This is a genomic window from Variovorax brevis, assembly GCF_030317105.1.
GTDB classification, from domain to species: Bacteria; Pseudomonadota; Gammaproteobacteria; order Burkholderiales; family Burkholderiaceae_C; genus Variovorax; species Variovorax brevis.
Genome location: NZ_JASZYG010000003.1, coordinates 269,644 through 295,289, shown reverse-complemented (window position 1 = coordinate 295,289; position 25,646 = coordinate 269,644). Strand labels below are relative to the sequence as shown.

Sequence of the window (25,646 nt, the reverse complement as noted above, 5' to 3'; positions counted from 1 at the left end):
GGCCGCTTTCCTTTATTGGGCGGTCCAGCCGCCGTCGACCTGCCACGCCACGCCGCGCACCTGATCGGCGGCCGGCGAGCACAGGAACACGGCCAGGCCCCCCAGTTGCTCCACCGTCGTGAACTGCAGGGAGGGTTGCTTCTCGCCCAGCAGTTCGGTCTGTGCCTGCTGCACGGAAATGCCCTCGCGTTGGGACCGATCATCAATCTGCTTTTGAACCAGGGGCGTGAGCACCCATCCCGGACAGATCGCGTTGCAGGTGACGCCGGTCGTCGCCGTTTCGAGCGCGACGCTCTTGGTGAAGCCCACGACGCCGTGCTTGGCCGCGACGTAGGCCGACTTCTGCGCCGACGCCACGAGACCGTGCGCCGACGCGATGTTGATCACGCGTCCCCAGTTGGCCTGGCGCATGGCCGGCATCGCCAGGCGCGTGGTGTGGAAGGCGCTCGTGAGGTTGATGGCGATGATGGCGTCCCAGCGCTCGGGCGGAAAGTCCTCGACCTTGGCCACGTGCTGGATGCCGGCGTTGTTGACCAGGACGTCCACGCGGCCGAACTTTTCGGCGGCGAACTTCATCATGTCCTCGATCTGGCCGGCCTTGCTCATGTCGGCGCCGTTGTATTCGACCCGAACGCCCAGAGCTTCCAGTTGCGCCTTCGGCCCTTCGAAGTCGCCGAAGCCGTTGAGGACGATGTTGGCGCCTTGCTGGGCCAGCGCGGTGGCGATGCCGAGTCCAATGCCACTGGTGGACCCGGTGACAAGAGCGGTTTTGCCTTTGAGCATGTTGATCAATCTCCGGATGAATTAGGATGTAACGGACCCATTATGGTCATACGAACGCCATACGAATCCAACACCCTCGCATGACACAACCAACTCTTCATTTCGTGGCGTGCGCAGACGCCCAAGGCGGCCATCGCATGGCTTACTGGCAGTGGGGCGACGCGCAAGCCGACCACGTCGTGCTGTGCGTCCACGGCCTCACGCGGCAGGGCCGCGACTTCGACGAACTCGCACGCGCCATTCTTGCGAAGGCCGACGGCAAGGTGCGCGTGGTCTGTCCCGACGTCGTCGGACGCGGCCACAGCGACTGGCTCAAGGATCCGCAGGCCTACGGCGTGCCGACCTATGCGGGCGACATGCTCGCACTGCTCGCCCAATTGAACGCCGAGCACGCCATCGGCACGCTCGACTATGTCGGCACCAGCATGGGCGGCCTCATCGGCATGGCGATTGCGGGCAGTCCGAAGCTGCCGATGCCCGCGCCCATTCGCCGCCTGGTGCTCAACGACGTGGGTCCGAGCATCAACGGTGCGGCCATCGAGCGCATCGCGGCCTATGTCGGGAAAATCGGGCGCTACAGCACATTGGAAGAGGCCGCGGACGCGATGTGGGCGCTGTCGACCACCTTCGGCGAGCACACCCCCGAGCAGTGGCGCGAACTCACGCGCCATCTGCTGGTGCCGGCGTCGCAACGCAGTGCCGACGGCACGTCGAAGGTGGATGCGCCGGCCGCCGAAGACGGCGCCTTTGTGCTGCACTACGACCCCGCCATCGCCGTGCCGATTCGCGCCATCACGCCTGAACTGGCGGCTCAGGCCGAAGTCGGAATGTGGGCGCTGTACGACGCCATCACCGCCACGACCTTGCTGGTGCGCGGGGCCGTGTCGGACCTGCTGCTGCACGAGACGGCGGTGGCCATGACCGAGCGCGGCCCGCGGGCGCGCCTTGTTGAATTCGAGAACGTCGGCCACGCGCCGACGCTGGTGGTGCCTGCGCAAAGCAGCGTGGTTGCATCGTTCTTGCTGGATTGATCGGAAAAAGTTTTGTCCCCTTCGCAGCTGGGTTCCGCTTCAGGAACCGACGTTGTCGACACGGCCCTGTCGGCCGCCACCGCCGAGCGTTCTCCCATCATGGAGAACATGCTGGCGCGTGCGCGCGCCTTTGCCGAGCCATTGATCGCTGACGAAACGCTGGACACCGGCGAAAACACCCTCGCGCACGCCGATGCCGTCGCGGCCATCGTGTCGAAGATGGGTGGCTCCGAAGCCATGCAGGCGGCCAGCTACCTGGTGTATTCATGCCAGCACCTGAACAAGCCGCTGGAAGTCATCGCCAAGGTCTTCGGCCACAACTTCGCTGCGCTGGCGGTCGAGACGACCAAGCTGGTGCACGTGCAGAAGCAGGCGCGCACGGCCACCGGCTCGGGCCAGTTGCTCGAAGGCGCGGGCAGCCAGACCGAGAACGTGCGCAAGATGCTGCTGGCGTTCTCGCGCGACCTGCGCGTGGTCATGCTGCGGCTCGCGTCGCGGCTGCAGACGCTGCGCTTTGCGGCGTCCATCAAGAAGCCCGTGCCCGAGAGCGTGGCGCGCGAGTCGCTGCAGGTGTTTGCGCCGCTGGCCAACCGGCTGGGCATCTGGCAGGTGAAGTGGGAAATCGAAGACCTCTCATTCCGCTTCCTGGAGCCCGAGACCTACAAGCTCATTGCGCGTTTGCTCGATGAAAAGCGCATCGAGCGCGAAGGCTACATCGAGCAGTTGCGCCTGCGCATCGAGCAGAAGCTGCGCGCCGAGGGCATTCGCGCCAACGTGCAGGGCCGGCCCAAGAACATCTTCAGCATCGTCAAGAAGATGCGCGGCAAGCAGCTCGACTTTGCGCAGGTCTTCGACATCATGGCGCTGCGCATCGTCGTGCCCGACGTGCGTGATTGCTATGGCGCGCTGGCGTGGGTGCATTCCAACTTCAAGCCGATCGACGAGGAGTTCGACGACTACATCGCGCGGCCCAAGCCCAATGGCTACCAGTCGCTGCACACGGTGGTGCGCGACATCATCAACGGGCAGGCCGGCAAGCCGATCGAGATCCAGATCCGCACCGAGGAAATGCACGACCATGCCGAGCATGGCGTGGCGGCGCACTGGGCCTACAAGGAAGCGGGCACCAAGGGCTACGCCGGCGTGTGGGCGAGTGGCGAATACGACGCCAAGATCGCGGTGCTGCGCCAACTGCTGGCGTGGGAGCGCGACCTGTCGGGCGGCGAAGGCAAGGGCCTGTTCGACGACCGCATCTACGTGCTCACGCCCGATGCGGCCATCGTCGAACTGCCGCAAGGCGCGACGCCGGTCGACTTTGCGTACAGCGTGCACACGAGCCTGGGCCATCGCTGCCGCGGCGCGCGGGTGGACGGCGCGATGGTGCCGCTCAACACGCCGCTGCAGAACGGCCAGACGGTCGAGGTCATGGCGGCGAAGGAGGGCGGCCCTTCGCGCGACTGGCTCAATCCCGACCTGGGCTACTTGGTCAGCCATCGGGCGCGTGCCAAGGTGCGCGCGTGGTTCAACGCGCAGATCACGCACGAGACCATCGCGCGCGGCCGCGAGTCGGTTGAAAAGTTGCTGCAACGCGAGGGCAAGACGGCGCTCAAGCTGGAGGACCTGGCAAGCCGGTTGGGCTTCAAGTCGGCCGACAACTTGTTCGAAGTCGTGGGCAAGGACGAGTTCTCTCTGCGCAACATCGAAATGCTGTTGCGGCCCGCGGAGCCGCCGCCGGGTGCAGACGACGGCGTGCTCATCAAGAAGTCGCGCGGCAGCGAGAAGTCTTCCAAGGGCGGCGTGCTCGTGGTGGGCGTGTCATCGCTCATGACGCAGTTGGCCAAGTGCTGCAAGCCGGCGCCGCCGGACGCCATTGGCGGCTTCGTCACCCGCGGCCACGGCGTGAGCATCCACCGCGCGGACTGCAGCAACTTCCGCACGATGGTCGCCAACAACGCGGAGCGCGTCATCGACGTGGAGTGGGGCAGCACGAAGGCGGAAGAGGGCTCGGTGTACGCGGTCGACGTGTTCGTCGAGGCGGCCGATCGGCAAGGCCTGCTGCGCGACATCTCCGATGTTTTTGCGCGCGAGAAGATGAATGTGATCGGCGTGCAGACCCAATCCGTGAAGGGCACGGCGTGGATGACCTTCACCATCGAAATCGCGGACGTCACGCGCCTTTCGCACGTGCTCGGCGTGGTGAAGGATGTGAGCGGCGTGCGATCCGCGCGAAGGCGTTGAAAAGACCGTTCGAAACAATGCTATAATCGTGGTCTTGAATGAGCTTAGGCGCGTAGCTCAGTTGGTTAGAGCACCACCTTGACATGGTGGGGGTCGTTGGTTCGAATCCAATCGCGCCTACCAAGTTTCATTCGAGAGCGACTAAAGGACTTTGCAGTGATGCCAAGTCCTTTTTTCATTGGCCGAAGCATCAGCCAAATCGCCGCACGGCAACCCGCTCCCGCGCAGGACCGTCCAGTTGCAATTCCTCCCTGAAGACCCGCCGCACCGCCGCAATATCAACGTTGAAGCTCGCCTCTTCATCCGCCTCGTCGTGGCACACGAAGTGGTGCGGCTGGCCCAGTCCGCACGCCATCGAATGGAAGTAGTTCGGCGGCTGGCGCGTGGAATACAGGGCGACCAGTTCGGCGGCGCCTGAAAAAAGCATCGTCCCCAAGCCCGCGCCGTGCGGTCCGATGACCACGGCCGCGCGATGGAACAGTTCCACCTGCTGCCTGAACGACAACTCCTCCAGCAGCACGCGCCGGAATCCGTATTGCGCGAGAAAGGCGCAGAACTCGTCCTCGTTGAGGATCCTGCGGTGCGCGGCGCCGGCGCGGCTCACGTAGATGCGTTCCACCATCTTGTGCCTGGACGGCAGGCCGAGGCGCTTGAAGATCGGTCGGCGAATCGACTCGTAGTAGCTCGGGGGCAAGTAGCCCATTTCGAGTTGCGACACCAACGATGGCCAGACAAATCGGTCGGCACAGATCCACTCGTCGTCCTTGACGTACTCGATCCGGAAATTCGCGGGCACGACGGCATGCAGTGTCACGCGCTGGAACTCGTTGAGCGTGTGCGGCATCAAGAGGGTCAGCGGCGCGCCCTTCATTGCCTTGGCGAGCACCTGCACTCGCGGCAGGCAGTCGACCACCCAATGCCAGAAGTTGCCTGCAAAGCAGAAGTTGATGCTCGAACAGGTTTCGCGCACGCGCCGCGCCTTGAACGGCCGCAGCTTGTTGTAGCGCGGGTAGTAGTGCTTGCGATGCTCGAGGCCTGCGTCCACGACCACCTTGAAGTCGCGCGTGCAAACCATTCCGCTGGGCACATGAAGCCAGGCGCCGGGCAACTCGCACGCAAAGACGTTGGGCCGGACGAAGTTGCCGTCCTGGTATTCCTTGGCGACTTGCAGAAAGCGATCTGTGTGAGGCGACGCGAATTCCACGCGTTCGGACGGATGCACGATGTGCAGTGCATCCACGGCGCCGCCGAGTTTGTGCTCGGTTTCGGGCCAGGCCGTGCGGTCCATGAGCAGCGAGGGGTAGAGCGTGTTGATCGACCTGCGGGCGACCCGGGAAGCGAACTTCTTCAGTGTCATTTCGGGCACCTCGCGCAACGATCGCTGGCGGACCCCGGCGCATGGCCGGGCAAACTCACTTGCACGACGTGCGGATGTCGGTACCTGTGGCCTTTGTGTTGAATCTTGAGCATGCAGCCTCCGTCCTTTCTTGCGCCTGTCGGGCACTTGGCGCCGACGACGCTCCACGATTGAAGACGCCGAAATCTCTTGTCTGTCCGGTGCGCGGCAGGTCGCTGGGTGTAGCGGCCGCTCCGGCTTCTTGTGCGAATCGGCCGTGGGGCCGACGCGATGGATCCTATAGGTCAGTGTCTTGCGCTGCCAGCCAACAGGGCCCTGTTACCCGACGATTCGCGGGAGCTTTTCACGCATTCGCAGGTTTGTCTCGAATAGTGAACCGATGAAGTGACCTTGCATCGTCTCGGCGGAGGGTGAGCATCTGTCCCCTCCCAACGCGCGAATTCTTCCTACACCGCCGCGCACCACGAAGGCGCACGATCCCGCTTACGGCGAGTTACGACCGGCAGCCCGACTCGTGGGCTCGGCCGCATCTGGCGTTGATGTTTGAGCGCCTGAACAACCAACTCCCCTTGAAAAGAAGAGGCGGGCTGGTTTTTTCGTGTGTCTTGAGCAGCAAAGCCTGCCGATGTTTCCATCGACGGGATGTTGGCCATGAACGCACCAGATTCGACTTTCCAGATCGCCGCGCCGCAAGAGGAACTGGAGCTCCTCCTTGACGCCCTGGCAAGGCTGCGCATCGGTGACGCCAAGGTGCGGCTGCCAATGCACTGGACGGGCCTTCACGGCCGGGTCGCAGAGGTTTTCAACGACGTCGTCGACCAGAACGCCACGCTGGCTGCCGAACTGGTGCGCCTGCGCAAGGTGGTGGGCCGCGAGGGCAAGCTCAAGCAGCGCGCCATGCTCACCGAAACGCGCGGCTTCTGGGGCCAGTCGATCGAGTGCGTCAATGCGCTGATCGACGACCTGGTCCACCCGACCACCGAGGTGGCCCGCGTGATCGGTGCGGTGGCGCAGGGCGACCTGTCCAAGAGCATGGCGCTGGAAGTGGAAGGACGTGAACTGGAAGGCGAGTTCCTGCGCACGGCCAAGACCATCAACAAGATGGTCGAGCAGCTCGGCGACTTTTCTGCCGAGGTGACGCGCGTGGCGCGCGAAGTGGGCACCGATGGCAAGCTGGGCGGCCAGGCCAAAGTGAAAGGCGTGGCGGGCACCTGGAAGGACCTGACCGACTCCGTCAACTCCATGGCCGGCAACCTCACCGACCAGGTTCGCAACATCGCCGACGTGACCACGGCAGTGGCCAAGGGCGACCTGTCGAAAAAGATCGACGTGGACGTCAAGGGCGAGTTCCTGACCTTGAAGAACACCATCAACACGATGGTGGACCAGCTTCGGTCCTTTGCTTCGGAAGTGACGCGGGTGGCGCGCGAGGTGGGCACGGAAGGCTCGCTCGGCGGGCAGGCGCGGGTGGAAGGCGTTTCGGGTACCTGGAAAGACCTGACCGATTCGGTCAATTCCATGGCCGGCAACCTGACCTCGCAAGTGCGCAACATCGCCGACGTGACGAAGGCGGTGGCGGCGGGTGACCTCTCCAAGAAGATCACGGTGGACGTGAAGGGCGAGATTCTCGAACTCAAGAACACCGTCAACACCATGGTGGACCAGCTGCGCTCCTTCGCCGCGGAAGTGACGCGCGTGGCCCGCGAGGTGGGCACCGAAGGCAAGCTCGGCGGCCAGGCCGACGTGCAGGGCGTGGCGGGTACGTGGAAGGATTTGACGGAGTCGGTCAACTTCATGGCCGGCAACCTGACGAGCCAAGTGCGCAACATCGCGGAAGTGACGACGGCCGTGGCGGCCGGCGACCTCTCCAAGAAGATCACGGTGGACGTGAAGGGCGAGATCTCCGAACTCAAGAACACCATCAACACGATGGTGGACCAGCTTCGTTCCTTCGCCGCGGAAGTGACGCGCGTGGCCCGCGAAGTGGGCAGCGAAGGCAAGCTGGGTGGCCAGGCCGAAGTGCAGGGCGTGGCCGGCACCTGGAAGGACCTGACCGATTCCGTGAACTCGATGGCATCGAACCTGACCTCGCAGGTGCGCAACATCGCGGACGTGACCAAGGCCGTGGCGGCGGGTGACCTCTCCAAGAAGATCACGGTGGACGTGAAGGGCGAAATCCTTGAACTCAAGGCGACGGTCAACACGATGGTGGACCAGCTTTCGTCCTTCGCGGCCGAGGTGACGCGCGTGGCGCGCGAAGTGGGCACCGAAGGGCGCCTGGGCGGCCAGGCCGAAGTGGAAGGCGTCTCGGGCACGTGGAAGGACCTGACCGATTCGGTCAACTCCATGGCCGGCAACCTGACCTCGCAGGTGCGCAACATCGCGGACGTGACCAAGGCCGTGGCCGCGGGCGACCTCTCCAAGAAGATCACCGTGGCGGTGAAGGGCGAGATCCTGGAACTGAAGGCGACCATCAACACCATGGTGGACCAGCTGCGCTCCTTCGCCGCGGAAGTGACGCGCGTGGCCCGCGAAGTGGGCACCGAAGGGCGATTGGGTGGGCAGGCCGACGTGCAGGGCGTGGCGGGCACCTGGAAGGACTTGACGGAGTCGGTCAACTTCATGGCCGGCAACCTGACGAGCCAAGTGCGCAACATCGCGGAAGTGACGACGGCCGTGGCCGCGGGTGATCTCTCCAAGAAGATCACGGTGGACGTGAAGGGCGAAATCTCCGAGCTCAAGAACACCATCAACACCATGGTGGACCAGCTCTCCTCCTTCGCCGCAGAAGTGACGCGCGTGGCGCGCGAAGTGGGCAGCGAAGGCAAGCTGGGTGGCCAGGCCGACGTGCAAGGCGTGGCCGGCACCTGGAAGGACCTGACGGAGTCGGTCAACTCCATGGCCTCGAACCTGACTTCGCAGGTGCGCAACATCGCGGACGTGACGAAGGCCGTGGCGGCGGGCGACCTGTCCAAGAAGATCACGGTGGACGTGAAGGGCGAAATCCTCGAGCTCAAGAACACCGTCAACACGATGGTGGACCAGCTGCGTTCCTTCGCGGCCGAAGTCACCCGCGTGGCGCGCGAGGTGGGCACCGAAGGCATCCTGGGCGGACAGGCCGACGTGCAGGGCGTGGCGGGTACGTGGAAGGATTTAACCGAGTCGGTCAACTTCATGGCCGGCAACCTCACATCGCAGGTGCGGAACATCGCGGAAGTGACGACGGCCGTGGCGGCCGGCGACCTTTCCAAGAAGATCACGGTGGACGTGAAGGGCGAAATCTCCGAACTCAAGAACACCGTCAACACCATGGTGGACCAGCTGCGTTCCTTCGCCGCCGAAGTGACGCGCGTGGCCCTCGAAGTGGGCACCGAAGGCATCCTGGGTGGCCAGGCCGACGTGCAAGGCGTGGCCGGCACGTGGAAGGACCTGACGGACTCCGTGAACCTGATGGCTTCGAACCTGACCTCGCAGGTGCGCAACATCGCCGACGTGACGAAGGCCGTGGCGGCAGGCGACCTCTCAAAGCAGATCACGGTGGACGTGAAGGGCGAGATCCTGGAGCTCAAGGCCACCATCAACACGATGGTGGATCAGCTCTCCTCCTTCGCCGCCGAAGTGACGCGCGTGGCACGCGAAGTGGGCACCGAAGGGCGGCTGGGCGGACAGGCGCAGGTGCGTGACGTCTCGGGCACGTGGAAAGACTTGACCGAAAACGTGAACTTCATGGCCGGCAACCTGACCGGTCAGGTGCGCGGCATCGCCAAGGTGGTGACGGCCGTGGCCACCGGCGATCTGAAGCAGAAGCTCACCGTGGAAGCCAAGGGCGAGATCGCCGCGCTGGCGGAAACCATCAACAGCATGACCGACACGCTGGCCACCTTTGCCGACCAGGTGACCACCGTGGCGCGCGAAGTGGGCGTGGAAGGAAAGCTCGGCGGCCAAGCCAAGGTGCCAGGCGCCGCAGGCACGTGGAAGGGCCTGACCGAGAACGTGAATCAGCTCGCCGCCAACCTCACGACGCAGGTGCGCGCCATCGCGGAAGTGGCCACCGCCGTCACGCAGGGCGACTTGACGCGATCGATCACCGTCAAGGCGCAAGGCGAAGTCGCCGCGTTGAAGGACACCATCAACGAGATGATCCGCAACCTGAAGGACACGACGCAGAAGAACACCGAGCAGGACTGGCTCAAGACCAACCTCGCCAAGTTCAGCCGCATGCTGCAGGGTCAAAAAGACCTGCTCACCGTCGGCCAGTTGATTCTTTCCGAACTGGCGCCGGTGGTGGGCGCGCATCAGGCGGAGTTCTATGTGCTGACGGGCACCGGCAGCACGGCGCGGCTAAAACTTTTCGGCAGCTACGCCTCGGGCGGCCAGAACGCGCACGGCAAGGAGATCGAATTGGGGCAGGGGCTGGTGGGCCAATGCGCCATCGAGAAATCGAAGATCCTGCTGACCAACATGCCGAGCACCGCCTTCCGCGTGGCCACGGGCCTGAGCGAAAGCGCGGCCATGGACGTCATCGTGCTGCCCATCATCTTCGAGGGCGAGGTGCGCGGCGTGATGGAGCTGGCGTCGCTGGAGCGCTTCAACCCGTCGCACCAGGCCTTCCTTGACCAGTTGACCGAATCGATCGGGATCGTGATCAACACCATCTCGGCCAACATGCGCACGGAAAGCCTGCTGACCCAGTCGCAGTCCCTGGCTGAAGAGCTGCAGAACCGCCAACAGGAACTGCAACAAACCAACGAAGAGCTGCAGGAAAAAGCGCGCCTGCTGGTCCACCAGAACCAGGAAGTCGAACGCAAGAACCAGGAAGTCGAACAGGCCCGCCAGGCGCTGGAAGAAAAGGCCGAGCAACTGGCGCTTACCTCCAAGTACAAGTCGGAGTTCCTTGCCAACATGTCGCACGAGCTGCGCACGCCGCTCAACAGCCTGCTGATCCTTTCAGACCAGCTGCACAAGAACAGCGGCGGCAACCTCACGACCAAGCAGGTGGAATTTGCCAAGACCATCCACCTCTCGGGCAACGACCTGCTGATGCTCATCAACGACATCCTTGACCTGTCGAAGATCGAGTCGGGCACGGTGGCGCTGGAGGTGAGCGAGCTGCGGCTGGACGACCTGCAGCGCTCGGTCGAACGGAGCTTCCGCCATGTGGCCGAGGCCAAGCATGTGGGCTTCGACATCCGGGCGGCGGGCATGCTGCCCGAGACCATCGTCACGGACGTCAAGCGGCTGCAGCAGATCATCAAGAACCTGCTGTCGAACGCCTTCAAGTTCACGCACCAGGGCTCCGTTGCACTGTCGATTGCAACCACCAACGGCGGCTGGTCGCGCGACAACGAGGAACTGAACCGGGCCAGCAGCGTCATCACGTTCTCCGTCTCCGACACCGGCATCGGCATCTCGGCGGACAAGCAGCAGATCGTGTTCGAGGCCTTCCAGCAGGCCGATGGGTCCACCTCGCGCAAGTACGGTGGCACGGGCCTGGGCCTGGCCATCAGCCGCGAATTGGCGCGTTTGCTGGGCGGGGAGATTCGCCTCAACAGCGTGCCCACCGAGGGCAGCACTTTCACGCTCTACCTTCCGCAAAGCTACAGCCCCTCGCGCAGCATGCGACCCGGCCGCAGCCCGGCTGCCGATGCGGCCATCGCGCAGCGAAATCTGCAGGCAGATGCAAGGCCGCGCTTGCCGCAGCCCGTCATGCCTGCAGTGCCTTCGCCTGTGTCGGCGAGCGAGTTGCAGGCCCACGCCGAAGAGCAGGCCGCGATCAACATTGCGGACGACGACCGCGAAAGCATCCTGCCGGGCGACCTCGTGCTGCTCATCGTCGAGAACGACCTGCCGTTCTCCAGGATGCTGTTGCAGGCCGGCCGCCGTTGCGGCTTCAAGGGCCTGGTGAGCCCCACCGGCGCCGGCTCGCTCGCCCTGGTGCGCGACTACCGGCCGGCACTCATCACGCTGGACATCCACTTGCCCGACATGCTGGGCTTGCGCATTCTGGAAAGGCTCAAGGCCGACCTTGGCACGCGCCACATTCCGGTGTGCGTGGTGTCCACCGACGATTCGCGCGAGCGGGCGCTGGCCTCGGGCGCCATCGGTTTTCTTGCCAAGCCGCTGCAATCCATCGACGAGGTGGACGTGGCGCTGCGGCATCTTTATGCCTTCGTGCAGTCGGGCAAGAAGAAACTGGTGGTGGCCATGCAGCCCTCGCCGCTGCGCGACCAATACCTTGCTGCGCTGTGCAGCGGTGACCTGCAGCCCGTGATCGTCGAGAGCGCGCAGGCCTTGAAAGCCGAACTCGCCAAGGGCGACGTCGATTGCCTGGTGACCGACGGCGCCCCCAAGGGATTCAGCCGCGGCGACCTGGCGGAATACGTCGACACGCGCACGGCCGTGCGCGCGCTGCCGGTGCTGCTGTTCCGAATGCCGGGCGGTGGCGCGACCTCGCATTGGGAGCACAGCCACCACGGCTCGACCTTGCGCACCGCCGATTCACTCGACGGGCTGATCGACGCGACGGCCTTCCTGCTGCACCGGGGCATCGCCTCGATGACGCAGCAGGAGCGCATCGCAGTGGAGACCGCCAACGACGCATCGCGCATCCTCACGGGCAAGAAGGCGCTCATCGTGGACGACGACGTGCGCAACATCTTCGCGCTCGCCACGGTGCTGGAAGAACACGGCATGGAAGTCGCCTCCGCCGAGAACGGGCGCGACGCCATCCAGATGGTGCAGGCAGACCCCGACATCGACGTCGTGCTCATGGACATCATGATGCCGGAGATGGACGGCATGCAGACCATGCGCGAACTGCGCAAACTCCCCAGCGGCAAGCACCTGCCGCTCATCGCGGTGACGGCCAAGGCCATGAAGGGCGACCGCGAGAAATGCATTGAAGCCGGCGCGTGGGACTACCTTTCCAAACCTGTCGAAACGGCGCACCTGCTCGTGGTGCTGCGAGGCTGGCTATGCAAATAGCGCGATCGAACAACAACATCCCGAACGACGGCGGTCCGATCGATTCGGGGGAGGAGGAAAAGGCCAACATCCTGATCGTCGATGACCTGCCGGAAAAGCTGCTGGTCTTCCAGACCGTGCTGGAAGAGCTGGGGCAGAACCTGGTTCAGGTGCAGTCGGGCGCGGCGGCGCTGCGCGAGATTCTGAAGCACGAGTTCGCGGTGATCCTGCTGGACGTGAACATGCCGGACATCGACGGCTTCGAAACCGCGGCGCTCATCCGCAAGCATCGGCGCTCGGCGCACACGCCGATCATCTTCATCACCTCCTATGCCGATGAGGTGCAGACGGCCAAGGGCTATTCGCTGGGTGCGGTGGACTACATCCTGTCGCCGGTGGTGCCGGAGATCCTGCGCAGCAAGGTGGGCGTGTTCGTCTCGCTCTATCGCATGACGCGCCAGATCCGCAAGCAGGCCGACGGCAAGGCCGCCGTGCTGGCGGCCGAGGCTGCACGCCGCATTGCCGAGGAGAACGACCGCTACTCGGCCTTCCTCGCGCGAGCCAGCCGTGTGCTGAGCGGATCGCTGCAGGCCGACGTGGCAATGAGCCAGTGCGCCGAACTGCTGATTCCCGAACTGGCCGCCTTTGCGGTCGTTCAACTCACCGACCCCGACTTCGGTCAGTCGGACGCGCTGCTGGCCTCCACTTCCGACGGGCACGTGCACACCTCCCGACGGCCCGATGACCAGTTGGACCCCGTGCTGCGCGAGCTGCTGCAGGACGTGGTCGAGTCCCGGCAACGGCGCGTGGTGCACGGCGTTCGCATGCCGTGGGTGCGGGCGCCTGGCGACGAGGCGGAGCCGGCATGGCGCCCGTCGACGCTGAACTCCTTCATGGCCGTGCCGTTGCTGTTGGGCGAGCGCGTGCTGGGCGCGATCCTCATCGCGACGGACGGCGAGAATCCGTGGAAGTCGCACCTGACGATGCTGCTCGAGGAAATCGCCGCGCGCGCGGCCGGCGCTTTCGAGAACGTGCGGCTCTATGGCGTGCTGCAGAAGGAAGTGCGCGAGCGCATGGCCGCGCAGGAGGAACTGCAGGAATCGAATCGCCGCAAGGACGAGTTCCTGGCCATGATGTCGCACGAACTGCGCAACCCGCTGGCGCCCATCCAGATGGCTGTTGAAGTCGTGCGGCGCACCGTCACCGCACAGCCCAAGGTGACGTGGGCGCTGGACATTGCCAACCGACAGCTTCGGCAGATGACGCGGCTCATCGAGGAACTGCTGGACGTCACCCGCATCAGCCAGGGCAAGATCGTGCTCAAGCGCGAGCGGCTCGACTTGAACGCGGTGATCGCGCAAGGCGTGGAAACGGTGCATGGCCTCATCGAGAGCCGGCGCCAGAAGTTCCTGCTCGAATTGCCGCCGCATCCCGTGTGGCTGGACGGCGATGTGGCACGGCTCACGCAGGTGGTGGCCAACCTGCTGCACAACGCGTCCAAATACAGCCCGGAAGAGTCTTCCATTGCGCTGCGCTCGCACGTGGAGGGCGACAGTGCCGTCATCTCGGTGGTCGATCAGGGCATGGGCATCGACCCTGAATTGCTGCCGCGCATCTTTGATTTGTTTGCACAAGGCAAGCGCGGGCTGGACCGTTCACAGGGTGGGTTGGGCGTGGGCTTGACGCTCGCGCGTCGCCTGGCGCAACTGCACGGCGGCGACATCGAAGTACACAGTGCAGGGCATGACAAGGGCTCCGAGTTCCGCGTCTTCCTGCCGGGTGTGAAAGCGGACCCGGAAGCTGCCATCCGCGGCGTGGTGGGCGTACACGCCGATTCGCGGAAGGCCATGCAGCGGGTGCTGGTGGTGGACGACAACAACGACGCCGCAGTGGCCATAGCGGCAGTGCTGGAACTGGACGGACACGAGGTCAGGGTGGCGCGCGACGGCCGGCAGGCGCTGGCCGACATGGTCGAATTTTCACCGCATGTCGTCGTGCTCGACATCGGCTTGCCGCTGCTCGACGGCTATGAGGTGGCGCGGCGCATTCGCAAGCTCCCCCAGGGCGAAGGCGTGCTGCTCATCGCCTTGACCGGCTACGGGCAAAGCAGCGACAGGCAGGCGGCCACCGATGCGGGCTTCGACCGGCATTTCGTCAAGCCTGCGGACGCGGCGCTGCTGCTCGCCTGCATTGACGAGTGGCCGGCTGCTGTGGTGTCCCACAAATAAGGGCGCCTGAGTTTGCGCCTCTTCGCCCCGTGGGCGACGTCAAGCGGCGTCAGAAGTGGCGCGAATAGAAGTACACCGCCACGCCAATGATCAGCAACAGCGCAAGGATCCACTTCGACGAGCTGGAGGATGCTTTCTTTTGTGCGCGCCGACGTTCGGCCTCGAGCCGGGCGGGCAGCGTTTCGACTTCTTCGAGGCTGGTGTAGGGGTCGAAGCGCTCATCCTGCTCAATGGCCCTGAGCAGTGAGGCCAACTCCGCCGGGCTGTCGTCGTCGTGTTCGTAGGCTGAGGGTGCCTGACCGCGTGCCTGCTGCACATACGCCAGCAGCATCCGGCCCTTGGCGGTGAATCCGATGTCCTCACCACTCATGGCCAGCACGCCGTGGTCGATCAACGCGTCCAGGCCGCGCCTCACCGAGGGGCGTTCACTCACGGGAACTCGTGCATGCAGTGCAGTGCGCAGGGTCTTGTGCGAACGGGTTGCCCTCAAGCGGGCACGAACCAGTGAGACCAACGCAGCAGCGACGGCTTCACGATCGGAAAAGTGTTGGTTCATCCCGGTAAACCGTTGCTCGTGGCTTCCGTTGGAACCCACGCTCGGATGCGTTATGCCATCCATAACGGCTCCCGCATCGCGGCGGACAGGCGGCTAGGCGTGACGCGCTCGAAAGGGTGGTGGGTTGCAAGAAACATTGATTCAACTCCTGCTTCAGCCTTTCTCTAGGCAAAGGGAAAAATGTCTACGATCACGCGCTTGGCTTACATATGTCGTAGGAGGTAATCGCCTTCGGTTTACGGATGATTGCCCTTGCTGGATTCACTCGCAAACGAGCGATTTGCCCCGGTGCGAAACCTGTGGCCAAAGTATGTTGTTACACCACATACAAAGCAGCCTTATCTGTATCGACCACTCACACAGCAAGGCGCACGATAAAGATGCATGCCGAGCAACTGTTGCAAGATCCGGGCCGTTTTATGCATTGAAAAGTTCGCACCTTCGCGGCCTCGTTGACGGCAGTCGCCCGCACCATTTGGTGCCAATTTATTTCAGGCATGGGCGCAGCCCTCTTGAGGCGTGTGGGATTGGGCCTATTGAACGCATTGCAATTTGCAACAGCGCGGCGCGACAGCTGCCTACACCGCCATCGTGGCGCTGGAGCGAGTCTTCATGGCATCCAACAAGAAATGGAGAACGCCATGCCCATTCCGCTGCCACGACCCGACCGCGATCCGATTCCCTTTGTTCTGGTTCGCGCGCCAGCGGCCGCGAAGAAGCAGGAGGCGCCGACGCCCACGACGCCTGGTCGCAGTGCTGGAGTTGCGTTCACCTGCGCGAAGGCTGTGGTGCGAGGCAATTAGCAGGTCGCAAGGACGAGGACCGCGCCCGGGTAGACCCCGAGAACATCGGCTGCGTGGATCTCCCGTGCGAGCTTGTAGCGTGTGGTGGTGATCTGGTCTTCGCAAAGGCGCTCATCGAGATCAGCAGGCAAGACCACGCGGGTATCTTTCCAGCTTGAGGCGCTCATCGCGCCGTGCTTTTTCTCGAAGGTGGCAAACAGGCGCACCACCACGACGATCAGCGCGTAACCCTCATGACGACGCAGGAATGCCAGGAGATGTTCGCGCCGTGCGCCGAGCACTTCAAGGGGTTCATAGCTTCCTTCGCGCAACATCGCCGGCAAGCGCGATCGCAATGCGAGCAGGCGCCAGATGGTCCACAGCTTGGCGCGGCCGTTCGTTGCGGTGGCGACCAGCGTGTGTACCGCGCCTTCCACCTCTTGCGTGTCGTGCAAGGTTTGCAGCGATTGCAGGGCGTCTTGGCGTTCATCGAAGTCCACCGCCCGGCGGTTGTCGGGATCGACCAGGCTTCGGTCGATCAGCTCGCAGCCCTGATAGATGTCGGGCACGCCGGGTGACGTGAACTTGAGCAGCGCCAGGCTCAGGCCGTTCAGCGCACCATAGCGGTCCAGGCGTGCTGCGAGCGCCTGCAACGCCTGCAGGAAAGCGTTGCCCTGTCCGGGTGCCAGCAGGCCTTGAATGAATTGCTCGAGCGCGTTTTCGTAGTCGGCTTCGGGACGGGTCCAGCTGGTGCCGATCTTGCCTTCGCGCGCGGCCTTGTGCATGTACTGCACGATTCGCTGCGCATAGGCCTGCGATTCATCGGCGGTCATGGGCCCGGCCGGCAGTGTGCCGAGCAGGGTCTGGTAGAGCAGGTATTCGTGCGTGGCGGACACGGCGCCCCGCAGGGGGGCGTTGAGAGACTTCCACCCGCGCAACGCGTCTTCCCACATGCCGGGCATTTCCGACAGCACGTCGATGCGCAGGCGGACGTCTTCCGAGCGCTTGTTGTCGTGCGTGGAGGACGCGAGCATGGTCTGCGGCCAGCGGCGCTGCCGGTCGTCGCTGGCCTCATGGAACTGCTCGACCGTCATGCCGATGCGGTCCGGCTCGCCGCCCACTTCGTTGAGGGAACTCAGGGGAAAGTAGCGATAGAAGGCGGTGTCTTCCACACCCTTGGCGGCGACGGGCGCGCTGTATTGCTGGAAGCGTCGCGCGAACTGGCGCACGGCCGATTGCAGCGCAGGCTCCGCGCCGGGCGCTGCTTGCCCCAGCAGTGCGTCCTGCACGAAATCGAACACGCTTGGGTCCGGCAACTGAAGCCGCTCGCGCGTCGCGTCGATGGCTTCGGCCACCAGCCGCTTGTCCTGCGCGGTCGCGTCGTCGCCGTTGTACGTTCGATAGACGCCAAGGCTGGCGGCCACCGCCGCAATCACGTCGCGCAAGGTGTTGAGCGTGTGGTCCCGCGTGCGGCGGTCGCTCTTGGCGATGTTCAGCAGCGCAGTGGCCAGCACTTCAAGGTCCGACGCCAGCGTGCCGCGGGCGACGTTGAGCTTGGCCTCGTAGACGATCTGTGCAAAGTCCTGGTCGTTGCCAGTGAACGCCTTCCAGGTGTCGGTGATGCGCTCGGCCGCGCGGTGGTCCAGCAGCACGCCGTTGGCGACGTTGGCGAATCGGTAGCCGGTCGTGCCATGCACGGCCCACGACTGCGGAACGTCTTCGTTGGACGAAGCGATCTTCTCGGCCACGACGTACAGCGGCCGGCCCGCGGCGTCGAGGGTGTCGAATCCCCAAGTCGCCGCGCGCACGCGCGATGCATAGCCTTGCTGCAGCCGCTCGAAGTACGCAGCGGGGTCTTGCAAGCCATCGGGATGGTCGATGCGCAGCCCCTCGACCCAGCCACGCGCTGCAAGGTCGAGCGCGAGCGCGTGCGTCGCTTCGAACACGTCCTCGCGCTCGGTCCGCAAGGCGGCGAGTTCATTGACATCGAAGAAGCGGCGGTAGTTGATCTCGTCGGCCGCGGCGCGCCAGTAGGCCAGTCGGTAGGCCTGCGCTTCGAGCAGCGCGTGCAGCGCGTCGCGGCCTTCGGTTCCGTCGAAAGGCGCCAGCGCGTTGGCGATGGCCTGGGGATCGTCGGCGTTGGCATGGCGCAGCGCGTCCGGGAGCGTATGCGCCGCGACGGGGAAGAAGTGCTCGAAGTACTGCACGAGCGGCCTGGGCACGGACGCATCCCATTGCAACCGCAGTTCTCCGCGCGCCAGCACCTCCCCGTAGTGGTCACCCAGCACCGGCAGCAGAACCTTGCCCGCCAGCCCCGGCGTGGCGCTATGCCAATCGATGTCGAAGTGGTTGGCGTACGCAGAGTCCATGCCTTTTTCCAGCACGTCGTTCCACCACGGGTTGTCGCCTCCGAGCACGCCCATGTGGTTGGGCACGAGGTCGATGAGCTGACCCATGCCATGGGCCTGCAGCGCCAGCGTGAAGCGCTCGAAGGCCGGCATCCCGCCGAGTTCGGAGTTGATCTCGTCATGCGCGACGACGTCGTAGCCATGCATGCTGCCCGGCCGTGCGCGGTGGATGGGGGAGCAGTACACATGGCTGATGCCCAACTGCGCCAGGTAGGGCACGACACGCACGGCGTCGTCGAAAGTGAATCCCTTGTGCAATTGCAGGCGGTAGGTGGCGCGCGGAATCCGGGTGCGTGGTCGGCTGTCGTCAAGCGCGGCGGCTGGCGAGTCGGCGCGGGGCCGGACGCGGGCGATGGTGGTGCTCAACTGCCGCGTCAGCGGTGCGCGCCACATGGCCTGCACGTCGAGCGTGTACTTGCGCTGCCAGTTGGGATGCTCCACGGTGGTTCCCGGAATGTTCGCCTGCCACGGCTGGGCGAGCATGTCTTCGAGCTGGACCATCACGATGCTCGACGGCGTGGCAGCGAGGTAGCCGTGTACCGCCGCGGCCAGTCCCGGTGTCAGGCGCTCGTGCAGGAGCGTTTCGGTCGGGACGTCGGTGGCCTGCGGCACATGCTGGCGCAGTGCGGCGAGCAGGCGCGGGCGTTCGGCATCCCGCTCGTTGCGCTGGAGTTCGAAGGCGTCTGCTTGCGCGTAGAGCCCGAGGTCCAGGCGCGAGTGCAGGTCGGCGCCGGACCACCAGCCAGCCAGCGTGGGCAGGTCGTGCGTGCTGACCGCCACGACCGCATCGCGCGGGAAGTCGGCCGGTGCGCGGAAGTTGCCGGCATCGTCGTGTTCGAAGTACAGCAGCCGGTACGACAGCACGCCAAAGCGGCGCATGGCCTCGCGCATCGCGTCGGGGACGGTGCCAAGGTCCTCGCCCACCACGAGGCAGCGCTGGCGGCAGCTTTCGAGCGCGAGGATGGCGAACAGATCCTCGTAGGGGTAGTGCAAATAGGCACCATCGCGGGCCTTGCCCCCCGGCGGAATCCAGAACAGGCGCATCAGCATCATCACGTGGTCGATGCGCAGTGCGCCGGCGCCGCGCATGTTGGCGCGCAGCGCTTCGATGAAGACGGCGTAGCGGCTTTCTCGCAGGCGGTCCGGGCGCAGGGGCGGCAGGCCCCAGTCCTGCCCGTCGCGGTTGTGGAAATCCGGCGGTGCGCCGACGCTGGCGCCCAGCGCGAAGGTGTCCTGGTGCCGCCAGGTGTCGGAGCCGCCGCGGTCGACCGACACCGCAAGGTCGAGGTACAGCCCGATGGACATGCCCTGTGCCCGGCATTGCGCGCCGACGCTTTCGAGCTGGCGTGCGGCTTGCCACTGCAGGTATTCGAAGAAGGCGATGCGCTGCGCGTTGTCGTCGATGAAGCGGGACAACTGCGCGCTCGACGGCTCACGCAAGGCCTGCGGCCACATCGGCCATCCCCAGACCTGCGGGTCAGCCTGGTGCAGGTGCGATTGCACGGCTTCGAACACGGCGTGCTGGTGCAAGGCATCGCCACCTTGCAACTGGAATTGCCGGAATGCCAAGACCTCGGGATCGTTCTCGGACCGGCGAAGGAAGCGGGTGTGCAGAAGCGCCAGCACTTCATGCTTGGCCGCGGCAACGCCGGGGTAGTCCACCAGCGGCGCGGCACGCAGTGCGACAAGGCGCGCCTGGAATGCGCTCGAGCGCACCAGCGTGCGTGCCTCGTCGCAATCCTGGAAGTCGGGAACGGCCTCCACGTCGACGTACAGCACATTGAGTTGCGCGCGTGAGGATGGGCTGTAGGGGCTGGCGTGCGAGGGGTTGTGAGGAAAGAGGGCGTGCAGCGGATTGAGGCCTATCACGCTCGCGCCGCGGCTCGCGGCCTGTGCCGCGAAGGCCGCGAGGTCGGTGAAATCGCCGATGCCCCAGTTTCGCCCGGAGCGCAGGCCGTAGAGCTGCAGGGCGATGCCCCACAGCCGCCCTTGCGAAGCCAGCGACGGTGGCTCGTAGCACCGCTGGGGCGCGCACACGACAAGGGTGTCGCCCGGCGCGCCGTCAACGTCGAGGCGGTGATAGCCCTGCGGCAGCGCCACGGAAATGCTCAAGTCGAAAAGCGCGACCATCGCGCCGTTGACCGGATGGGGTTCGGAGCGCGTGAACTGGCCGGTCTCCATCACACCGGCATGAACCTCGCCGTCTTCCTCCACAAGGCGCCACTGGATGCGGGACATTTCCGCGGGCAGCCATGCGCCGATGGTGAAGGAAGTCGTTCCCTCCTTCAGGAACACGATGGGCGGAAGGGCAGGGTATGCTTTTTGCGACGTGCTTTGCGCGTCATGTCCGGTCTCACGAAGCAATGCGCGCAGCGAAGCGGCGGACACGACGTGCCGCTCGCCCCAGATGTCGTGATATTCCGTGTCGATGCCGAAGCGCTCGCACTGGCGCAGCAGATCGTCGTCGGAGGGCGCCTCGCCGGCCGGCTGCGCGCCCTCGTCACGCATCAGGCGCTTCCTGCAGCGTGGCGAACACGCCGCCTGGGGGCAGGTGCAGGGCGACCACACTGTCGTCGCCTTGCATGCCGCGGATGGCGTGGATCTCACGTCCCAGCGGACGCGCGCTGCTCAGTTCGCTGGCGCCGAAGTTGGCGACGACGTGCAGCAGCCAGGCAGTGGTCGGCGTGTCGCGCGACACCAATCGCCAGGTGATCCACAGGGTATCGCCTTCGCATCGCCATTGCTGCACGGTGGCGCCGCCGCCGAGTCGCGGAACGATCTCATCACGCCGTGTCTTCAGGAGCGCGATCGTTTCGCGAAGCACCTCGCCGTGCGGCGCTTGCAATCGTTCGTCCCAAAGGAGTTTCGATGCCAAGAAGGCCGACTCACCATTCGGATCCGCAATGCAGGCGCGCACGCCGGGATCGGCGAATGCGGCGAAGCGTGCGAATTCCGCACGCCGGCCGTCGGCGACCGCCGCTGCCAGTTCAGGCCCGAAGTCACAGAAGTATTCGAATGGCGTCGACGCCGCGAACTCCTCGCCCATGAAAAGCATCGGCGTGTGCGGCGACAGCAGCACGCAGGCACGGGCCGCCAGCAGCATCGCCGGATCGGCGAGCGCGTCGATGCGTTCGCCAAAGGCACGGTTGCCGATCTGGTCGTGCGTCTGCATGAAGGACACGAAGGCGCTGAGCGGCAAACCGTCGCAGGGCTCGCCGCGCGCCTCACCGTTCCGGAAGGCCGACGGCTCGCCGGCATAGACGAAGCCACGTGCCAGCGCGAGCCCGAGGCGTTCGAGCGGCTTGTCGGCGTAGTCGGCGTAGTAGCCGTCCGTCTCGCCCGTCAGAAGAACGTGCGCCGCGTGATGCAGGTCGTCGTTCCATTGCGCCGTCGCCACCAGGGGATGACCGTCTGTTTCGCGCGCCAGGCGACGCGATTCGTTCAGGTCGTTTTCCAGCACCACGTGGATGTGTCGCTGCAGGCCGGGACCGTTCTTGAGCACGGTGCAGATCTCCTCGACGATGTGCAAGGCAGAGTCGTCGCGAATGGCGTGCACGGCATCCATGCGCAGGCCGTCGAAGCCATATTCCTCGATCCAGTACAGCGCGTTGTGGATGAAGAAGTCACGCACCGTGCGCGAATCCTCGCCGTCGAAATTGATGGCAGCGCCCCATGGCGTCTGGTGCGCCGGGTTGAAGAACTGCGGGCAGTAGGCATGGAGGTAATTTCCCTCCGGCCCGAAGTGGTTGTAGACCACGTCCAGCAGCACCATCAGGCCCGCGCCGTGGGCGGCATCGACAAGGCCCTTGAGTTGCGCCGGCGTGCCGTAGCCTGCATCAGGCGCAAAGGGCAGCACGCCGTCATAGCCCCAATTGCGACGGCCCGGAAAGTCGGCAACCGGCATGAGTTCGATGGCGGTGATGCCCACGGCCGCCAACTCTTCCAGACGTGCCTGCGCGGCAGCAAAGGTGCCCTCCGGCGTGAAGGTGCCGACGTGCATTTCGTAGATGACCGCCTCTTCCCACGGGCGGCCCTTCCACTGCGTGTGTTGCCAAGTGAACGCCAGCGGGTCGATCACCTCGCTCGGCCCATGCACGTCCTGTGGATTGGCGCGCGATGCGGGGTCCGGCACCTGCAGGCCGTCAGGCAAGCGGAATCGGTAGGTGTCGCCGGCGCGCGCCTCGTCCACCGTGGATTCGTACCAGCCATCGGGATCGGGATGCATGGCGACGTCATGCCAGTCGCCATCGCCGCGCCGCCATTCGAGCACGACTTTTCGCACGGCGGGCGCCCACAGTGCGAAACGCACGCCGCCGCCTTCCTGCAGCTCTGCGCCGAAAGGCATGGTGTGCTTCATGGCGGGTCCAGCGTGCCGCGAAGCAGCGTGAGGGAGCGGCCCTGCAGCGGATACATTGGCTCGGCAAATTCGGCGGGAGGTGTTCCGTTGAGGGCGGTGTCCACCAGCCGCATCCATGTCGTGCGCGTCCGCGGCGGCATCAGGAAGGGCAGGGCGTCGTGGTGGGCGTTGAGCAGCAGCAGGAAGTCGTCGTCACGCTGCGATTCGCCGCGCGGGCCGACGTCGACCAGGCCGGTGCCGGAGAACAGCATGCCGAGGCAGCGCACATGCTCGCCCCAATCGGAGGGCGTCATTTCCTCGCCGTCGGGTCGCAGCCAGATCACGTCCTTGTCCGCGTTCGCATCGGGCGCCTGACCGCGGAAGAAGGTGCGGCGCCTGAACGACGGATGTTGCCGCCGAAGATGGATCAACTGCGCCACGAAGTCGTGCAGCGAATCGGCCTTGGGGTCGGGCGACCAGTCGAGCCATGCGGTTTCGTTGTCTTGGCAATAAACATTGTTGTTGCCCTGCTGCGAGTTGCTGCGCTCGTCGCCCGCCAGCAGCATGGGCACGCCTTGCGACAGCACCAGCGTGGCCAGCAGGTTGCGCTTTTGCCGCTCGCGCAGCGCGTTGATTTCCGCATCGTCCGTCGGCCCCTCGGCGCCGCAGTTCCACGAGAGGTTGTTGCTGTTGCCGTCCCGGTTGTCCTCGCCGTTGGCCTCGTTGTGCTTGTCGTTGTACGAGACGAGGTCGTTGAGCGTGAACCCGTCGTGCGCGGTGATGAAATTGATGCTCGCGTGCGGGCCCTTGCCGGACCAGCCGTACAGGTCCTGCGAGCCCGCCAGGCGGTGCGCCAGGTCGCCCACCACGCCGGCGTCACCTTTCCAGAAACCGCGGGCGCCGTCGCGATAGCGGTCGTTCCATTCGGCCCAGCCGGGCGGAAAGTTGCCGACCTGGTAGCCGCCGTAGCCAAGGTCCCAGGGCTCGGCGATGAGCTTGACCTTGTTGAGCGTCGGGTCCTGCCGGATGGCGGCAAAGAAGCTGCCCAGGTTCTCGACCTTGCCCGCCTCGCGCGCCAGTGCCGATGCAAGGTCGAAGCGAAAGCCGTCCACGTGCATCTCGTCGGCCCAGTAGCGCAGCGAGTCCATCACGAGCTGCAGCGCACGCGGCGATTCCAGGTTGACGGTGTTGCCGCAACCGGTGAAGTCGTCGTAGTAGCGGCGATGCTCCGCGTTCACGATGTAGTAGGAGGAGTTGTCGACCCCGCGCATCGACAGCGTGGGGCCGAGCTGGTTGCCTTCGCAGGTATGGTTGTAGACCACGTCGAGGATGACTTCAATGCCTGCGGAGTGCAGGCTCTTGACCATGGTCTTGAATTCCTTGACCTTGCCCGAGGCGCTGTAGCGCACCTCCGGTGCAAAGTAGCCCAGCGTGTTGTAGCCCCAGTAGTTCTGCAGCCCCTTTTCCGCCAGGTGCCGGTCGTTCAGAAAGGCGTGGACGGGCAGCAACTCGATGGTCGTCACGCCCAGGCGCTGCAGGTAGTCGATGACGGGCGAGCAGCCCAGTGCCGCGTAGGTGCCGCGCAAATGCTCCGGCACGCCGGGGTGCTGCATCGTGAAGCCGCGCACGTGCAATTCGTAGATCACCATGTCCTGCCACGGCACTTCGGGGCGACGGTCCTCGCCCCAGGTGAAGGCGGGTTCCAGAACGCGGCTCTTGGGCATGAAGGCGGCGCTGTCGCGGCGGTCGAAGGACAGGTCCTGCCGCTTGCTGCCCACGGAATAGCCGTAGAGCGCATCGCTCCAGCGCAGTTCGCCCACCAGGTCCTTGGCGTACGGGTCCAGCAGCAGCTTGTGCGGGTTGAAGCGGTGGCCTTCCTCGGGCTTGTACTTGCCGTGGATGCGATAGCCGTAGGCCATGCCGGGCCGTGCCTGCGGCAAGTAGCAGTGCCACACGTCGTTGGTTCGTTCACGCAAGGTGATGCGTTGCCGCTCATGACGGCCCTTGTCGTCGAAGATGCACAGCTCGGCGCCTTCGGCGTGCTTGGAAAAGATGGCGAAGTTCACCCCCTCGCCGTCCCAGGTCGCCCCCAGGGGATAGGGGCGGCCGGGCCAGACAGCGTCGAGTGCAAGGTGGACGCGCCGCGTCACGGATGCGCCCGGTCCTGATCGGCGGGCCGACTCGGCCACACGGCGCCGCCGACCCGTGTCGGCGGAGGCGGTGTGTCGCGTCGAACGCTATCCAGCGGATTCAGGCCGCGCGCCTTGCGCCGGGGACCGCCGTGCGGCCACCACTCCTCGATGCGTTCGGCGGCCCATTCCTTTCCAGCCAGCCCGAAGGCCAGGGCAAGCGCGAACACCACCCCGCCCAGGATAATGAGGAAGCTCTGGCGCACGATGTCGCCGCCGACTTTGATCTGGTCCAGCGCAATGAGCACGACGAAGAGCAGGATCGCGTACTGCGCCACCTTGCCCAGCAGCAGCGCGTCCTGCATGCCGGCATTGCGGCCATAGGTGGTGACGGCATCGCCCACGAACTTCGCGAAGTAGGCGCCAAAGGCCAGGATCAGCAAGGCCACGAAGACATTGGGCACGAACCACATCACGCGCCCGAGCAGGTCCGTGACGTAGCTCAGCCCCATGCCGTTGAAGGCGATGATGAGCGAGGCCAGGATCACCAGCCAGTAGGCGAGCACGCCGAAGACCACCGTCGCATCCGACACCATGCCGCCCTGGCGCAAGAAGCTGTCGATGCCGGCGCGTTCGGTCAGCACGTGGAAGTTGATGGCGCGCAAGGCGCGGATCACCGCAAAGCGCACCACCTTGGCGATGAGCCAGCCGCCAATGACGACCAGCGCCGCAAAGAGCAGCCGCGGAATGTAGGCGCCGACCTGGTACAGGAAGGCGCGCAGGGGCTCCAGGTGGATGGAAAGGCTGTCCATGAAGGATCTCCCTCAATTCGTTA

Annotated in this window: 11 protein-coding genes and 1 tRNA gene; 5 read left to right on the top strand and 7 right to left on the bottom strand. The window is 65.0% G+C overall.

Going from position 1 to position 25,646, the window contains the following annotated elements; genetic code table 11:
• Positions 1 to 12: 12 nt before the first annotated feature.
• Positions 13 to 783, bottom strand: coding sequence for a 3-hydroxybutyrate dehydrogenase (locus QTI66_RS10135; RefSeq protein WP_286559384.1), 771 nt, complete (start codon positions 781 to 783; stop codon positions 13 to 15).
• An 80-nt stretch (positions 784 to 863) separates the two neighbouring features.
• Between QTI66_RS10135 and QTI66_RS10130 the strand changes: the two genes are divergently transcribed.
• The 3 genes from QTI66_RS10130 to QTI66_RS10120 all read left to right on the top strand — a co-directional run bounded on the left by QTI66_RS10130 (position 864) and on the right by QTI66_RS10120 (position 4,175).
• Positions 864 to 1,814: an alpha/beta fold hydrolase gene (locus QTI66_RS10130; RefSeq protein ID WP_286559383.1), complete on the top strand. Its 951-nt coding sequence runs from the start codon at positions 864 to 866 to the stop codon at positions 1,812 to 1,814.
• Between the two features lie 99 nt (positions 1,815 to 1,913).
• Entirely contained in the window at positions 1,914 to 4,052 is a 2,139-nt protein-coding gene (locus QTI66_RS10125) for a RelA/SpoT family protein (protein ID WP_286559958.1), read from the top strand.
• 46 nt (positions 4,053 to 4,098) lie between these two features.
• A tRNA-Val gene (locus QTI66_RS10120) sits at positions 4,099 to 4,175 on the top strand.
• 67 nt (positions 4,176 to 4,242) lie between these two features.
• Here the strand turns inward: QTI66_RS10120 and QTI66_RS10115 are convergent.
• The gene (locus QTI66_RS10115) at positions 4,243 to 5,409 is read right to left on the bottom strand and encodes a glycosyltransferase family 61 protein (RefSeq protein ID WP_286559382.1); all 1,167 of its coding nucleotides are present in this window, start codon (positions 5,407 to 5,409) and stop codon (positions 4,243 to 4,245) included.
• Between the two features lie 651 nt (positions 5,410 to 6,060).
• On the opposite strand from QTI66_RS10115, the gene QTI66_RS10110 reads away from it, so the two are divergent.
• Both QTI66_RS10110 and QTI66_RS10105 read left to right on the top strand, forming a co-directional pair.
• On the top strand, positions 6,061 to 12,393 hold the full coding sequence (locus QTI66_RS10110; protein ID WP_353506188.1) for a HAMP domain-containing protein: 6,333 nt from the start codon (positions 6,061 to 6,063) through the stop codon (positions 12,391 to 12,393).
• Entirely contained in the window at positions 12,384 to 14,600 is a 2,217-nt protein-coding gene (locus QTI66_RS10105) for a response regulator (protein WP_286559381.1), read from the top strand. Before QTI66_RS10110 ends, QTI66_RS10105 begins: the two co-directional genes overlap by 10 nt.
• A gap of 49 nt (positions 14,601 to 14,649) precedes the next feature.
• Here QTI66_RS10105 and QTI66_RS10100 read toward each other — a convergent pair whose 3' ends face one another.
• The 5 genes from QTI66_RS10100 to QTI66_RS10080 all read right to left on the bottom strand — a co-directional run bounded on the left by QTI66_RS10100 (position 14,650) and on the right by QTI66_RS10080 (position 25,623).
• Entirely contained in the window at positions 14,650 to 15,033 is a 384-nt protein-coding gene (locus QTI66_RS10100) for a hypothetical protein (protein ID WP_286559380.1), read from the bottom strand.
• A gap of 922 nt (positions 15,034 to 15,955) precedes the next feature.
• The gene (gene treY / locus QTI66_RS10095; RefSeq protein WP_286559379.1) at positions 15,956 to 20,854 is read right to left on the bottom strand and encodes a malto-oligosyltrehalose synthase; all 4,899 of its coding nucleotides are present in this window, start codon (positions 20,852 to 20,854) and stop codon (positions 15,956 to 15,958) included.
• The gene (gene treZ / locus QTI66_RS10090; protein WP_286559378.1) at positions 20,847 to 22,703 is read right to left on the bottom strand and encodes a malto-oligosyltrehalose trehalohydrolase; all 1,857 of its coding nucleotides are present in this window, start codon (positions 22,701 to 22,703) and stop codon (positions 20,847 to 20,849) included. The genes treY and treZ overlap by 8 nt, the downstream gene beginning before the upstream one ends.
• Entirely contained in the window at positions 22,700 to 24,832 is a 2,133-nt protein-coding gene (gene glgX, locus QTI66_RS10085) for a glycogen debranching protein GlgX (protein WP_286559377.1), read from the bottom strand. The genes treZ and glgX overlap by 4 nt, the downstream gene beginning before the upstream one ends.
• Positions 24,829 to 25,623: a mechanosensitive ion channel family protein gene (locus QTI66_RS10080; RefSeq protein ID WP_286559376.1), complete on the bottom strand. Its 795-nt coding sequence runs from the start codon at positions 25,621 to 25,623 to the stop codon at positions 24,829 to 24,831. The genes glgX and QTI66_RS10080 overlap by 4 nt, the downstream gene beginning before the upstream one ends.
• Positions 25,624 to 25,646 lie beyond the last annotated feature (23 nt).